Here is a 14,984-nt window from a genome sequence, read left to right as displayed (position 1 = left end):
GGGCGCCGGTAACGTCGCTCAGCTGTCGGGAAACTCGACCGACAGCAGCCACTGGGTGAACGCCTGCAGCGCTGGCAACTGCTGATAGCGCGTGGCGTAGGTGAGGTAGTAGCCACGCCCGCTGTCCACCGGCTCGAACAAGGCCACCAGCTCACCGCTGGCGATCTCGTCCTGCACCAGGATGCGTGGCACCAGCCCGATGCCGATACCGGCCACCGCCGCCTGGATCAGGTGGGCAGTCAGCTCGAAGCCCGGCCCCATGCGCATGGCCCGGTGCTGCAGGCCGTTCTGTTCGAACCAGTCGGCCCAGGCATGGGGGCGTGACACCACGCTTAGCAGAGCCTGCTGCGAGATGTCCGCCGGCGTCAGGCTGGCGTAGCCGGGCAGGGCGCCAGGGCTGGCCACCACCACCAGCGTCTCGGACAGCAGCCGATGCGCCACATGACCGGGCCAATGCCCGGTGCCGACACTGATGAAGGCGTGCATCTGATCCTTGTCCTGCTCGGCCGGGGCAATGCGCGAATGCATGTGCACCAGCACGCCGGGGTGGCGGCGGTAGAAGTCATTCATGCGCGGCAGCAGCCACTTGGAGCCGAACGTGGGCAGCACCGCCAGGTGCAGCGGCCCGTCGCCGGCCTTGTGGGCGATGGTCTGCAGCGTCGCGTTGCGAATGCGGGCCAGGGCCGCGGCCAGCTCGTGGTGATACAGGGCGCCGGCGGCGGTGAGCTCGATATGCCGGCCCACGCGGCTGAACAACGCCACCTCCAGTTGCGCCTCCAGCGCCTGCACCTGGCGACTGACCGCACTCTGGGTCAGCGCCAGTTCTTCGGCCGCCTTGGTGAAGCTGCAATGGCGCGCCGAGGCCTCAAACGCGATAAGCACCGACATGGAAGGGGTGAGTCGTCTTGGATTCATTCATAAAGCTCATGCAAAAGTCACACGAAATTCAGTTGTAGGCCCGCTCCGCACACGGGAACATAGCCCCATAAAGCATGCGGCAGACCTTGCCTGGCTGCCAAGCATACGTGTTTTGAATGTGACGCTGCGTCATATATCGCCTCAGGATCCCTTGTCATGATTGCTCTGCTTGCCCCCGACCGTGTCCCCGCCAGCCATTACCAGCGTTTTCTCGATGCACTGCAGAGCGAGGGCTTCAGGGGCGAGGTCGCGCGCGACATGGGCCTGCGTACCGTGCTGGCCACCGACAACTCCATCTACCAGCGCCTGCCCCAGGCGGCCGTGTTCCCCCGTGACGCGCAGGATGTCGAGTTGCTGGCACGCCTGGTCGCCCAGCCGCAGCATCGCTCGGTGGTGCTCACGCCGCGTGGCGGCGGTACCGGTACCAATGGCCAGTCGTTGACCGACGGGATCATCGTCGACCTGTCGCGGCACATGAACAACATCCTCGAGATCAACGTCGAGCAGCGCTGGGTGCGGGTGCAGAGCGGGGTGGTCAAGGACCAGCTGAACGCCGCGCTCAAGCCCCACGGCCTGTTCTTCGCGCCGGAACTGTCCACCTCCAACCGTGCCACCGTGGGCGGCATGATCAACACCGATGCCAGCGGGCAGGGCAGTTGCACCTATGGCAAGACCCGCGACCACGTGCTCGAACTGAGCACCGTGCTGCTGGGCGGCGCTCGCCTGGACACCGCACCGATCGACAACCCCCAGTTGCAAGCCCTTACCGCCCGTACCGACAAGGTCGGCGAAGTCTATCGTTGCGCCCAGGCCATTGCCGACGACAAGGCGGCGCTGATCGAGGCGATCTTTCCCAAGCTCAACCGCTGCCTGACCGGCTACGACCTGGCACACCTGCGCGAAACCCCGGACACCTTCAACCTCAACAGCGTGCTGTGCGGTTCGGAAGGCTCGCTGGGCTTCATCGTCGAAGCCAGGCTCAATGTGCTGCCCATCCCCAAGCACTCGATCCTGGTCAACGTGCAGTACGCCGCGTTCATGGATGCACTGCGCGACGCCAAGGCGCTGATGGCGCACAGCCCGCTGTCGATCGAGACGGTGGACTCCAAGGTATTGATGCTGGCGATGAAGGACATCGTGTGGCACGGCGTGGCCCAGTACTTCCCGCCGCACCCCGACACCCAGACCCTGGGCATCAACCTGATCGAGTTCAGCGGCGACGACCTGGATGCCCTTGAACAGACCGTCGACGCCTTCATCCAGCACCTGCAGCGCGACACCTCGGTGGTGCGCCTGGGCCATACCCTGGCGGTGGGTGCCCAGGCGGTGAACCAGGTGTACACCATGCGCAAACGCTCGGTCGGTCTGCTGGGCAACGTGCAGGGCGAGGCACGCCCGCAGCCCTTTGTGGAAGACACCGCCGTGCCGCCGGAGAATCTTGCCGACTACATCTTCGAGTTTCGCGCCTTGCTCGACAGCCACGGCCTGCAGTACGGCATGTTCGGCCATGTGGATGCCGGCGTGCTGCACGTGCGGCCGATCCTGGACATGAAGGACCCGGCCCAGGCCCAGCTGATCCGGCCGATTTCCGACGCGGTCGCGGCGCTTACCCACAAGTACGGGGGCCTGCTGTGGGGCGAGCACGGCAAGGGCCTGCGCTCGCAGTACGTGCCGGACTTCTTTGGTGAGCTGTACCCGGCGCTGCAGGACCTCAAGGCCGCGTTCGACCCGTTCAACCAGCTCAACCCCGGCAAGATCGCCACCCCGTCGAGCGTGCCGGCGGCGCGCCTGACCGAGGTGGACGCGGTTACCCTGCGCGGCGACCTGGACCGCACCATCGACGAGCGCGTGTGGCAACACTATGAAAGCGCCGTGCACTGCAACGGCAACGGCGCGTGCTACAACTTCGACCCCAACGACGCCATGTGCCCGTCGTGGAAGGCCACGCGCAACCGCATCCACTCGCCCAAGGGCCGTGCCTCGCTGATTCGCGAATGGCTGCGCCGCCAGGGCGAGGCGGGGGTGGACGTGCTGAACCTGGCGGGAGCGGGCAGGGTAACCGGTGTAGCGCAGCGCACCTGGAACTCCCTGGCGCGCCTTGTTGGGCGCAAGGACTTCTCACATGAGGTGTACGAGGCGATGTCCGGTTGCCTGGCGTGCAAGTCGTGCGCAGGGCAATGCCCGATCAAGGTCAACGTACCGGAATTTCGCTCGCGCTTTCTGGAGCTGTACCACAGTCGTTACCTGCGCCCGATGAAGGACTACCTGATCGGCTCGCTGGAGTTCAGCATCCCGCACCTGGCGCGCTTGCCGCGACTGTACAACGCGATCATGGCCGCCACACCGGTGCGCTACGCGCTGCAGCACATGGCTGGCATGGTCGACAGCCCGCTGTTGAGCACCCATGACTTCGAAGCCGAGTGCAAGCGCTGGAACGTAAAGCAGGCAAGTGTGGGCGCGCTGGCCGCGTTGTCCGACGAACAGCGCAAGCGCAGCGTGATCCTGGTGCAGGACGCCTTCACCCGTTTCTTCGAAACGCCTCTGGCAGCCCAGTGGCTGGAACTGATCAGCCGCCTCGGCTACCAGGTGTACCTGGCACCGTTTGCACCCAATGGCAAGCCGTTGCAGGTGCAGGGCTTTCTGGGGGCGTTCGCCAAGGCTGCGCAGTTCAACGCCAAGTCGCTGCTGCTGTTGCAGGCCTCGGGCGTACCCCTGGTGGGGCTGGACCCGGCGATGACCCTGGTGTATCGCCAGGAATACCGCAAGACCCTGGGCAACGACGGTGCCCCGACCGTGGCTTTGCCACAGGAGTGGCTGGTGTCGGTGCTGCCAGAATCGGCAGCGGTGGTCGACGAAGAGGTCTACCAGTTCCTGCCGCACTGCACCGAAAAGACCAACGAGCCGGCGGCGATCGCGCTGTGGCAGAAGGTGTTCGAACGCATGGGGCTCAAGCTTCAGGTGCTTGCGAGCGGTTGCTGCGGGATGTCCGGTACCTATGGTCACGAGACCCGCAACGTGGCCACCTCCGCGATCATCTACCAGCAGTCCTGGCAACCGATCGTGGCCCGGCATGGGCAGGGTGGCCGGTTGCTGGCCGATGGTTATTCGTGCCGCAGCCAGGTCAAGCGCCAGGAGGGGCAGGGGTTGCAGCACCCGCTTGAGGTGTTGCTGGCGCGGGTAGCCCGGCAAGTGTGATGATGGCCTGGCCTTCCATTGACCCAAACGAGGAGCCATGACTGTAGCGACACGGCGCGATATCCCGCTGGACCTGATCAAGTGGCTGGCCATGCTGACCATGCTGTTGGATCATCTGCGCCTGTTGTGGCCCGACGCCCACGCCCTGTTCATACCCGGACGGCTGGCGTTCCCGCTGTTTTGCCTGGCGATCGCCGCCAACGTCGCGCGTTCGCGCCCTGGCCAGTTGCTCAGCCAAAGCAACACGCGCTACCTGGGCTGGATGCTGGTGTTCAGCGTGATATCCGAAGGGGTTTACCGCCCCATCAGTGCGCTGGGCGCCCTCAATGTGATGTTCACCCTGACCCTAGGGCTGCTGATTGCCTGGGGCTTTCAGCATCGCAACACGCTCAGTGCTGCCTTGGCCGTGGGCGCCGCTGTCGCGGCCGCCTGGCTGGACGAGCGGCTGATGTACGGATTTCTCGGCTGCCTGCTGCCGGCGGCCCTGCTGTTGGCCATCAAGCGGCCGGGGCCGGTATGGCTGGTGCCGGCCTTGCTCAGCGTGGCGGTCAATACCCGCAGCAGTTTGTGGGCGAGGGCGATGGAAGTGGACGCCTACTCACTGGCGGTACTCGGCACCGCGTTCCTTGCACCGCTGTTCGGCCTGTGGCTGTTACGCATGCCTCTCACCACCGGCATCTGGCCGGTACGCCATTGGGCGTACTGGTTCTACCCGGTGCATCTTGGCGCGCTGCAGGTCATACGCAAACTTATGTGAGTGCCGGGCCTTGCGAGCACTACGCAAGGCTAGGCATCATTCGCGCCTTCTTTTTATTCGGTGACAAGGACCGTTCGCATGCCCATCTACCTCGCAGCAGAGCAGGAACTCATCGTAGGCCAAGCCACTGTAGTCGAGGCGCCCGCACAGGAGGGGGCCTTTGTTGTGGTGTTCGAGGACGACGAGGAGACCGGCTACTTCTATGCACTTGACACCACCGCTACCGATAACCCGATTCAGGATGCGTTGCACATCTACAACGTGGACGAGGTAACTGATCGGCAAAAGCCTTCGACAGTGAAGGTCGGCTGGTCCATGGACCATAGCAAGGCGGTATTGCTGATCAACGATCGCCCTCATGCCGTGTTTGATTTCACGGGCAAGCAGGGCTATTGCCATACTGCATTTCCACCACCTGTGGGTAACGGCTGGTCGGAGCAGGGCCATGAGTGGAATGACGATGCGCTGAAATTGTTTGCCTGATGAGGCAGCAAATTGACCAGGAGGGGGCAGGGTACAGGTAGGCGTGACCAGCTGCTTTCCACATTTTAATATAACTCAACTAAATAGTCCTTTAGTTGAGTTATAAGAAAAGGCTAGTTTAGCGGGTAGCAGGGGCCCTTTGAACCGCTGCGAATCCAACCTCACGAACGCTACTAGAAGAGCCGCATTTTTGCAGCAACTTCGACGGTTTTACTGAGGTTGTAGCCGACAACGCGCCACTGTTCGTTTTCTTCAGCCAGCAGCACAGCCTCGGTTACGGTGAGGTTCGAAAAGGCCGATTGGGTCTGAACTGCAGCGTAATGCCCAGGCGGCGCATCAGGCAGCTGTTTGGTGAAGGTGATCTGTGCTCGATCACGTTGCTTCAGCTCGCCCAGGCCCATGCGCAACGTCCCGATGCCTTTTACCCAGTTCGACTCGGTCGTGGTTGCCTTGAGCGCGGAGCCCGCTGTGGCCCAGGTCATGTCGGTTCTTCCGGCATCGAGCAACATCAGGAACTGCACAGCGGTATCGACCACCAGGCGTTGCTGTTGCGCAGAGCCTGGATCGGAGACTACGACTGCGGACGCCTGTGTACCGCTGGCGTTTGTGTTGAATGAAACATCGCAACCGGCAATCAGTAACAGGCTGCTTAGAACGGCGAAACATTGCTTCATGCAAAAACCTCGAAGATTGAGGGGTCCAACGGACGAATGTGGTGTCCAGACGTTTAAAGGTGGCTCTTGTAGCTCATCAGGTACTCGGCATGGCCTGTCTGCGGATCGATCTGCTCCTTGATCACTGTAAAACCCTGAAACTGGTAAAAAGAGATGCTGCGTGAATTCTCCTTGTAAACCCCCAGGCTCAATTCGGTGCGCAACGATTTGACGTGCTCGAGCAATTGACGACCCAGCCCACGGCCTTGCTGGTCAGGGTCCACGAACAGTGCCGCCAGTTGGTTGTCCAGCAACGAGCAAAATCCCTGAACCGCCGATTTGTCTTCGATGACAATTGTCTGTGATGCAGGGATGTAGAGTTCGCGCATTGCCACGACATTGGATTGAGTCCGCCGAAGTAAACCTGACACTTTTAGCCCTCCAACAACCCCCTTATAAATCAGCAGCTTGATAAAAGCCAGCCGCTTGCGCGTGCACGTAAGCCACTAGGGTTGTTTCCGTTCGCCAGTAGTAAATGTGAATCCTTGGACGCGGAAAGAAGTAATAGTGACCCTATGGCCGCACTCCCGTTAACCCTTTAGTCAACGATTTCTAGACATCCACACCAGCGACAGCCGTAAACCCCCGGTTTTCATCGCCGATTGAAATTTCAACCCTCCACTTTGTTGCGAATAGTTCCTATACCCTCCTGCTGCAAAGCTAAGCTTTCGGAAGCAATTCACATCCCTTAGTGACAGGGTAGGTAGCATGGCGAGCCCGAGAACCCACCTAAGACGGCAGCTCACAGCCTCACGAAAGGCGACGGGCAATAACTACAGCATTTGGCTTTTTTATAGCCACAAGCTGCAGGAAGATATTGCGCTGGTTGGTGATTGTGAGGTTCTGCACTGGGTTACAAATCTGGAGCCCAATCCAAAGGTGGCTACCTTCAAGCTTGGCGTCGAGGTCGAGGTTTCGGCAGAGGAACCAGCGGCAGACGATAAATTCGAAGTCATCAAATGCACTAAAGTCTTTTGCGTGGATGGCGCTGTTGAGCTGCACAGGATTTTCAAAAGCGACGATGCTAAGGATGAGGTGCGCCGCGTTCCCGTCTGGTTCAAGGAGGTCGGCAGCGCCATTTCAACAGGCACGCTTGTAGACCTGCCAAGCACAAACTTTTATTTGGCGAGCAAGAACCTCGGCTTTTGGGTAAAGGTCATTGCGTTTGCCTCGCAGGTGCGCAGCTACAATCTTAAACAAGAAATGGATTTAATTCACTCGACGATTTCAGTGCAAAAGGGCGGGGATGTGCGCACACTCCTAGCCAGCACTCCGATTCAAGATACTGCGCTCGCGCTTGGTGCGATGTGCCAAATGATCTTATCGGGCACCATTAAAGTGGAAGCAAGCGTCGATGGGTTTGGTAACAATACCCGGTGGTCTTTACCATGACAGCACGAAACAGTCGTGCGACCACGATACGGCTTCTTGAGTCAACGATGCCATGGGAGCCTGTTTGCACTGATTCGTTTTCTGAGGATGCACGGAACACGTTCAATCGTAGGGTTTCTGCCTTGAAAATGTATATGGCAGGTGCTTCGCTTTCAGTGATAAAGCAACAAACCAAGATTGGCGGCAACTATCTGAGAAAGCTCATTGCGAAATGTCTTCTCGTCGATGCGCGTGGCGTTGTGTACGGATATACGGGGTTGATACGAAATATTCAAATAAAAATCTATAAAAGAACGGCCCCAGTTACACCGCGAATAGGTGGGAGTGGCCTTTCCGGAGTGCTTGGCCTCCTATTTCAACAATACCCCGATCTAGAGGACTATCTACGAGCGTTGATCTTGAAGTGCGAGAAGCCTCAGTCTGGCACTGGAAATGTAGTCATACATGAGACTGCAATAAAGCCAAAAGCGGTTCATCATAGCTTCATAAAGTTTCTGGAGAAAAAATCCCACCCCAAAGATGCATGGCCCTACACAACCGAGAGTTACGGTATTAAAACGATTTCAGACTTCACTCGCAGAGTTCGTGCTGAAAATTTTGATCGTGCCGTTCATATCATAGGTGACGTGTCTGCAGTTGCGCATTTGGCAGTAGGGAGGGGTAAGTCCACGCTAGCGAACCTGAAAAACCTGTATGATTCTGCAATAATCGATAGTCATACCGTCGATTCTGAGTTTGTAATCGCATTCGAAAATTCGTTGGGCCTGGTAAGCTCAGTAGTACTTAAGCGTCTCCACGTAATTGTGGCTTTGGAACCATCTTCCTTCGCAGTGTTGTGGTTTCATGTGGTGTACGGCCTGGACGCAGATGCAGAAGACGTCATCTCGTTGTTACGGGAGATGCTCAGTCGAAATTTACCAAAGCCTGATATGCTCATTCCAGATCTAGAGCTCAAACCCGGCGCCGGCTTCCCCACTGAGATTCATCCTGAACTTGCCTGCGTAGTACCATCAGTTTTGCGGCTGGACAACGCACTGGCGCATTTGTCCACAAAAGTCAGTTGCGAGCTTCGCAAGGAGCTAGGTTGGGCTGTGGAATACGGCCCGCCTAGACGTTTTGAAAGACGCCCTGGAATTGAAAGACTTTTTTTAGAATTTGAACGCGAATTGTTTCAGCGCTCGGTAAACACAGTGGGATCTCGACCTGGGGACAACTCAGGAGACAGCGCAGGCAAAGCAGCAGTGAGATACAATATTAAAAGCTCCTATTTAGAGCAGCTCTGCTACACTGTTTTTGCCAATCATAATGCAGAGCCAACTGAAGGAAAGGCATTCTTAACCCCGCTGCAAGTTATAGAGCAGCGGCTACGTCAGGGAAATAATCATTTCATACCTAGATTCCTACCTACTGACAAGATGAATACGATCGCCTTGGCGCTGAGATCAGAAAGGCGCACAGTACGAGGTAGTATTGAAAATGGCATCAGGCCCTATGTGAATTTCGAGCGGGCCCGCTATTCCAATGACGACCTCAGAAAGGCAAGTGATCTCATCAATCAAGTAATAACTCTTAAAATCAATGAGAGTGACTTACGGACGATTTATGCGTATCGCTTGGATGGGCGCTCTCTAGGAGCTCTCCAAGTTGATGGTCATTGGCAAGATGTCAAACATTCCAGGAAGACCCGCAAAGCAGTTAATAGCGGAAAACGCAAAAAGACTGTGAGCAATGTTGAGGGCCAAAGTCCTGTCGTGGTTTTTCATAACCATCTGGCAACGGAGCTAGAGCACAGCCTTCAGACCAAGTCGAAGTCGAAAAAACTGGCGTCGCAATTGGATCGCTTGAGGCATGAGATGGAATGGAGCACGAACAGTGAAAATGGTGGGGGGACAACCTCCACGACAGATGTTCCTGCTCGCCCTGCTCCTGAGCGGGAATGGGTGTTGCCTGAGGATAGTGTAGACATTGACGCATTAATCAAGAAGATTTAACGAGGAACGGTCGATGGAAGTTTATGAGCCGACAGATTTGGCGATGCAGCTTAAGTACTTCCCCAACCATCCTCTTATTATAAAAGACTATACGATTGTCACGCCCAGCATACCCCCAGTGTTAAATATTGTCGCAGAGAGCGTCATGCTGCATAAGAGGAGTATCTGCTTCCGGGCTTATCCCCAAATGGGAAAGTCCACAGCCTGCCGGCTTTCACGTGCGGCCATTGACGAAGGGCAAAGTTTCAGAGATCGTTTTTGCTTAATGATCACTGCGGATCCACGCCGCCATGAACATATAATCCGTACGATTGTGAGGAATTTGAATCTTGCAATCCCGAATCAGCCAAAACTCGAAAACCTGCGCCGAGATGCTATGGCGGCAATCGAGAACAAGCTCAGGTCGGTGAATGGCAGGCATTTCGTTCTGTTGATTGACGAAATGCAGGCATTGCTGATTCATGAATATGAACACCTCCAGTTCTTGCAGAACGAACTCGCCTTGCAGGGGATCGATATGACAGTGATCGGATTCGCCCAGACACAGGTGGATGACTCAATTACCTTGCTGAGGGAGCAAGGGCGACCCGAACTACTTGTCCGGTTTTTGAATGAAGTGTACGACCTGCCGCACTGCAAGAATGTTGGATGGCTTACGGAAACCCTCACACTTTTTGACGAGAAGATGACCTACCCTTCGAATAGTAAATGCACATATACGGAGTTCTTTCTACCACTAGCCTTCGCAGGCGGTTTCAGATTGGCTGATAGCGCAAAGCTTATTTTTTTACAAATGGAGCAAGCTATTCGCGAGGCAAGCTTGAAGCTTTTTCCGACTGCTCATGTGCTAGAAGTATGCAGGCTGATCTTAATTCGCGCAAAAAAGCTCGATCATGCGGGGTTTGAACTTCCACAGGATGTCATTAAAGCAGCCGTAGCGGAAGCAAACTTGGCAAGCTACACAACTAATCTGACTAAAAAATAATTATCCAGGTGGCAATATGCTCATTTACCCTGCCATGGTTGCATCATATCCTTCTTCATGGCAGGTCTACTTAGATATTCTGAGGTGTAATTGCCTCGCAGACTATCATGCTCTGCAGGTTTTCGTATTGGGCAACCCAATCCAGGAAACATGGTGGAACTGCTCAGGCTCATTGCATGACTTGAGCACAGAACTGGGAATGTCACCTGTAGATCTGAAACTATCATTTGTCGATGGTTGGTTTCCGGCTCCTAAAAAATATGATCATGATTTAACAAGTCAGAGAGAGCGAGTTCAGATCCGACATTGTCCTCAATGTATAAAGTACGGTTACCATTCCGTGGTATTTTACTTTGGCGTTGTCACCCACTGCCCTTGGCATGGAGATGCCCTAGAACGATGTGAGCAGTGCTCAAAGATTCTTGATCAGCAGTGGGCCATACAGAAGGGTATTTATAACGCTGAAAGTATCTGTGAACACATCCCAATTATCTTAAGGGTTGCAAAAAACGAGCCATTGCCTGCAGATCTAGCTGACGTTATACGGACTTGGTGCAATACGTTTTTCACGTGGGCTCAGCGAGGTCACGAACTGTTAGGCGAGACAGTTTATGATGTGATCGCTGTAAATCATGCCAGTGCGTTGCAAGATGTCCACGTAGCGCTTGGCTACTTAGTTGAACGACTGGGCGTGCCAGGTTTCACTACTAGGCATTCTGAGTCGACTGTTGTCTTCAGAAATACCCCCCCTCACACCTTGCGCTCACGGACATTTCCAGCGTATGCATGTTGCAATAATGAGTTGATGCCTGCAGGCAGTCGGGTGATATCTAGTACTGAAATGCGAGCGGTTGTCCGGGCGTTGCGCAGGTACCTTTTTCGCGTCTATGTGAAACCTCATCGATCCTGTCTCAAAAAGCTTAAAAAACTTGGCAAAGAAGAGTGGGTAAAGATGGATGCAAGAGCGATATGCCCTGGCGTCCTTGCTTATGCCTTGGTTTGCGCAAAGTACTGGCAAGTTCCGCCTTATTATTTTTTTTGGAGCGCTTGCTCTTATGATTGCACAGTCGGATTTAAGCAAAGAACCATCAATTTGAATAATGGAGGTATTGGGGCAAGTTTTGAGTTGGACGCTGTCAGTGTATTGCGCTCCTTTTATGAGGTGCTCGATGGTTTAGCAAACTACGAAAAAACCGGCGCAGAATGCATCATGTTCAGCTCTCAATTCTTTTGTTCCAAACGGACATGCAGATACTCGGGCATCTTTGAAATTGGTCGCAATCGTGGCCTCCCTGCGCGTGAGGGCGCCTACGTATTTATGAAAAATCCAGAAGTCCTAGCCAGCGTTTGTAGAAAGTGCCAGAGCCCGCACCGACTGGTCATCAATAGCAATGTAGAGCTTCGAAGGCTCGATAGGCACACAATCTATTGCGCCATTCACAACTTTTCAAAGGGAGCCTCAGGCTCGTGCGATTTTTACATCTGAACCATCGCAGATGAATAAAGTCGCCAGCAGTTTTCTTCCGTTGAGTGTTTAGAAAGTATTTAGCCAGCCTGACACTCACTCACGTGTCAGGTGGCCTGCAAGCCGAGTTTCTTCAAATGGTTGCTAACAGTTTGACGGCTGACCCCTAGCTGCCTTGCAACCTCTGCCTGGCTTAAACCTTGAGCCGCAAGATCCTTAATTTGCGCGCGCAACTCTTCAGCAGCAGCGGTTACAGGATGAATAGCCTTTGAAGGTAGCGGAGGGATCTCACAATGGAGCAGCCGTGTGGCTTTCAGGTCGCTCTCCAGGTGCTCCAGAATCTCCTGCGGCGTCACACCGCGTTCCGCGGCGTATGTCAGCACCAAAAGGGTGAGCGGATCCACGTCAAGCGCTTCGGCAATTTGCTGGCTGACGTCAAGGGTAACTGAGCGCGAACCTGCTTCGAGTCGGCTCAAATAGGAGGGATCGGCCGCATGGGCCAGCTCCTGCTTGGATGAGTCGCGATGATTGCGGAGGTACTGCAAAGCCGATGCGTAGGCAGAGCGAAGCGACATAATCGGATCCGTGCAAACGGAACGATATGCTGAATTTGCGTCGTCATACGCAAGTGACTATAGTCATGCGGCTTTGCACTGGGTATGCTCGTCGACAGCGGGCCCTTCTGCCATGCGGGTTTTATCAATATACGCTTAAACCGAATTTCAGCTTCGGCGTGCAGCGAATCGGGTCTCGACCCTGTGAGCGCATGCCAGCAGCCAGGCCAAACCACCAGTCCATGAAAGTCCTCATCTACTCAGACCTGCACAACGAATTCGACCGCTTCATCCCCCCAGATGTGTCGGCGGATGTGGTGGTGCTCGCCGGCGACATTGATGTGCAAGCGCGAGGTGTTTTGTGGGCAAACGATACCTTCACGACTCCAGTTGTGTACTGCGCTGGCAATCATGAGTGCTACAAGGGCCATCTCGATCGAACAATCGAGAAGATGCGAGCGGCGGCAGCGGCCCACGTCCATGTGATGGAGAACGAGTCCTTGACCTTGGGAAACGTGAAATTTCTGGTGGGGACTGCATGGACGGATTTTTCAGCCACTGGCGACACGGCCGCCGCATCCATGATCTGCAGCCGGGCCATGAATGACTTCAAAATGATTAGAGCGGACTCGAATTATCGGCGCCTGCGGCCGGCCGACCTTATTGCCAAGAACCACGCCACGCGGGAGTTTCTTAGCCAGGAGCTGAAGCGGCCGTTCGCGGGGAAAACGTTTGTCGTCACTCACCATGCCCCATTGGCCGAGGTGGCGGGGGAGGAGCACGATGGGCATGTCAGCGCTGCGTACTACAACAGGTGGCACTCCTTAATGGAGCGGGCCGACTATTGGGCGTTCGGCCATACCCATTTCTCCATCGACACTGTCCTGGGTGGATGCCGTTTGCTGTCAAACCAGCGCGGTTATCCAGGTGAAGACTGCGGATTCGACCCATACAAAATTATCGAAATTGACTAGGAATGGTGAGTAGCGTGAGTGCTTGTGAATTGATCGGACTTCCACCGCGGGTTGTACAGGCAGCCGGCATCGATTGGGGAGTCACGGTTGACGCGTACCTCATGGACGCGGCCCGCGTGGGTAATCGGGTCACCGCAATGGTCTATTGCGATCTGTCGGGCATCAGTAGCGATGGCATGACTGTTGTGACGCCCGAGCTTCGTATTGTGAAGCAGAGGGGGGGTTACACCTTGGTGCAAAGCATGACTGGTCTCGATCATTACGTGATTGTCTCTGACCTATCGGAGCATTCTCAAATAGGTGCGTGAACCGTCATCGCCCGATTACCCGCATGGTTGAGTGAAAGGCCGGCTGAGCTTTCACCTCGACAACCCGTGGGCCTGTTACCTGAAGAACCCGGCCATGACTGACGGCACCTAACGGCTGAGCCAATTACTTCTGCCTGGTGAGCACACACGCCTGCTCACCAGGCGCCTCAGAGCATCCACTACTTAAGGAAAGGTATGTCCGACCTGAAAAAGATGACCCTCACGGTCAAGAACTACAATCTAAAGGCGAGCGGTGATATCGACGCGCTCTACGATCAGGTACGTTGCGAAGATAGTGAGGGGAAAACTTTTCACTTCAAAGAAGTTGCGATGTTGGATTACTTAAAGCGACATGGTGCCATTGTGACTGACAGCCCGCGAACTTGGTACTACAAGCATTTGAATAAAAAATCAATTGTTCTCGTGGCTTTTGAAAAGGGTAACGGCAAGGTCGAGTATGACCTAGACCATATGCGGCTGGTCGCTAGATCAAGCGTTCTGAAAGGTATTGTGTTTGGGCTTGCGGCGATTCCCGCGGGCCTGATCATCGCGACCGCCACGTACGGCGTCGGGCTCTTGTTCATCCCTGTCTGCTTTTTCTACAGCTATAGAAGCCTGTTCAAAATCCCCAAAATGCTTCGTCGTAAGACGCTGGTAGACGAATTAGCCACTCACGGCGTTGTCGTTCGTTAGCCGTCGGCAGCTACCTGCCTGGCCTGGTGCCGGCCGCCAGGTACAGGCTTATGTTCGCCGCGATGCGGGATCAAAGCTACCTGAGCGGCATCGTAAAATCCCAATCGTGATGATCAAAGGTTTATCGAGGATGCCGTATGAGTGAGCTTCAAATCATCGCCCCCTGTGTGCACTCGTCATTCTCTGGATGGAGTGGTCAGCATCGCTGCTTTAGGAGCCGATATGACCAGGTTGCGATGATTGCACTGCAGGTATTCGGAAGTTCGAAGATCGCGGAAGACTGGTTGAAGAGGCCTGTGCGTGGACTAGGCTTTCGAGCCCCCTGCAGCCTAGTGTGCACTCCTTCAGGGTATGACGACATTTGTAAGCTGCTCATGCGTCTTGACCATGGCATCCTCGCATAGTCCTGATCAACGCACGCCTCGCTCGCCTGTCGGGGTAAGCCCCGCACGGCCAAACCAGCGGGGCTTATTTGGATCAAGGCGATTTATTGCAGCCTATGCCTGGCGCCGACCCATCGTGCGATCGGAACCACCTTCCGCGACCTTGAATCCAG

General features: G+C 55.6%; 14 protein-coding genes. 10 read left to right on the top strand and 4 right to left on the bottom strand.

The window, feature by feature from the left end; translation table 11 throughout:
- Positions 1 to 18: 18 nt before the first annotated feature.
- Positions 19 to 915: a LysR substrate-binding domain-containing protein gene (locus B4I46_RS20045; RefSeq protein ID WP_286901503.1), complete on the bottom strand. Its 897-nt coding sequence runs from the start codon at positions 913 to 915 to the stop codon at positions 19 to 21.
- Between the two features lie 159 nt (positions 916 to 1,074).
- On the opposite strand from B4I46_RS20045, the gene ydiJ reads away from it, so the two are divergent.
- From ydiJ to B4I46_RS20030, 3 genes are all read left to right on the top strand, one after another.
- Complete coding sequence (gene ydiJ, locus B4I46_RS20040) at positions 1,075 to 4,113, top strand: D-2-hydroxyglutarate dehydrogenase YdiJ (protein WP_286901502.1); 3,039 nt, start codon at positions 1,075 to 1,077, stop codon at positions 4,111 to 4,113.
- Positions 4,114 to 4,150: 37 nt separating this feature from the next.
- The gene (locus B4I46_RS20035) at positions 4,151 to 4,870 is read left to right on the top strand and encodes a TraX family protein (protein WP_054914505.1); all 720 of its coding nucleotides are present in this window, start codon (positions 4,151 to 4,153) and stop codon (positions 4,868 to 4,870) included.
- A gap of 78 nt (positions 4,871 to 4,948) precedes the next feature.
- Complete coding sequence (locus tag B4I46_RS20030; protein WP_123752687.1) at positions 4,949 to 5,353, top strand: DUF2251 domain-containing protein; 405 nt, start codon at positions 4,949 to 4,951, stop codon at positions 5,351 to 5,353.
- 173 nt (positions 5,354 to 5,526) lie between these two features.
- Here B4I46_RS20030 and B4I46_RS20025 read toward each other — a convergent pair whose 3' ends face one another.
- Together B4I46_RS20025 and B4I46_RS20020 are read right to left on the bottom strand one after the other, a co-directional pair.
- Entirely contained in the window at positions 5,527 to 6,027 is a 501-nt protein-coding gene (locus B4I46_RS20025) for a DUF4019 domain-containing protein (protein ID WP_058540192.1), read from the bottom strand.
- Positions 6,028 to 6,080: 53 nt separating this feature from the next.
- Positions 6,081 to 6,395, bottom strand: a complete 315-nt coding sequence (locus B4I46_RS20020; RefSeq protein WP_286901501.1) for a GNAT family N-acetyltransferase — start codon at positions 6,393 to 6,395, stop codon at positions 6,081 to 6,083.
- Between the two features lie 379 nt (positions 6,396 to 6,774).
- Here B4I46_RS20020 and B4I46_RS20015 point away from each other — a divergent pair, with 379 nt between their 5' ends.
- The 4 genes from B4I46_RS20015 to B4I46_RS20000 all read left to right on the top strand — a co-directional run bounded on the left by B4I46_RS20015 (position 6,775) and on the right by B4I46_RS20000 (position 11,920).
- Positions 6,775 to 7,458 carry a hypothetical protein gene (locus tag B4I46_RS20015; protein ID WP_286901500.1) on the top strand — a complete coding sequence of 228 codons (684 nt, stop codon included), beginning with the start codon at positions 6,775 to 6,777 and terminating at the stop codon, positions 7,456 to 7,458.
- Positions 7,459 to 7,580: 122 nt separating this feature from the next.
- Positions 7,581 to 9,449, top strand: coding sequence for a hypothetical protein (locus B4I46_RS20010; RefSeq protein ID WP_286901499.1), 1,869 nt, complete (start codon positions 7,581 to 7,583; stop codon positions 9,447 to 9,449).
- A gap of 13 nt (positions 9,450 to 9,462) precedes the next feature.
- Entirely contained in the window at positions 9,463 to 10,434 is a 972-nt protein-coding gene (locus tag B4I46_RS20005; RefSeq protein WP_286901498.1) for an AAA family ATPase, read from the top strand.
- Between the two features lie 16 nt (positions 10,435 to 10,450).
- Positions 10,451 to 11,920 (top strand): hypothetical protein, encoded by a 1,470-nt coding sequence (locus B4I46_RS20000; RefSeq protein ID WP_286901497.1) that lies wholly within the window; start codon positions 10,451 to 10,453, stop codon positions 11,918 to 11,920.
- Between the two features lie 86 nt (positions 11,921 to 12,006).
- Here the strand turns inward: B4I46_RS20000 and B4I46_RS19995 are convergent, their stop codons facing one another.
- Positions 12,007 to 12,474: a helix-turn-helix domain-containing protein gene (locus B4I46_RS19995; RefSeq protein ID WP_286901496.1), complete on the bottom strand. Its 468-nt coding sequence runs from the start codon at positions 12,472 to 12,474 to the stop codon at positions 12,007 to 12,009.
- Positions 12,475 to 12,695: 221 nt separating this feature from the next.
- On the opposite strand from B4I46_RS19995, the gene B4I46_RS19990 reads away from it, so the two are divergent.
- The 3 genes from B4I46_RS19990 to B4I46_RS25485 all read left to right on the top strand — a co-directional run bounded on the left by B4I46_RS19990 (position 12,696) and on the right by B4I46_RS25485 (position 14,832).
- Positions 12,696 to 13,427, top strand: a complete 732-nt coding sequence (locus B4I46_RS19990; protein WP_286901495.1) for a metallophosphoesterase family protein — start codon at positions 12,696 to 12,698, stop codon at positions 13,425 to 13,427.
- A 503-nt stretch (positions 13,428 to 13,930) separates the two neighbouring features.
- Positions 13,931 to 14,428, top strand: a complete 498-nt coding sequence (locus tag B4I46_RS19985; protein ID WP_286901494.1) for a hypothetical protein — start codon at positions 13,931 to 13,933, stop codon at positions 14,426 to 14,428.
- 137 nt (positions 14,429 to 14,565) lie between these two features.
- On the top strand, positions 14,566 to 14,832 hold the full coding sequence (locus B4I46_RS25485) for an antitoxin Xre/MbcA/ParS toxin-binding domain-containing protein (RefSeq protein ID WP_313717810.1): 267 nt from the start codon (positions 14,566 to 14,568) through the stop codon (positions 14,830 to 14,832).
- Positions 14,833 to 14,984 lie beyond the last annotated feature (152 nt).

The organism is Pseudomonas sp. UBA7500, assembly GCF_002478435.1.
GTDB classification, from domain to species: domain Bacteria; phylum Pseudomonadota; class Gammaproteobacteria; order Pseudomonadales; family Pseudomonadaceae; genus Aquipseudomonas; species Aquipseudomonas palmensis.
Note: the sequence above shows the minus strand (reverse complement) of the source record. Positions and strands in the feature narration are given on the sequence as shown.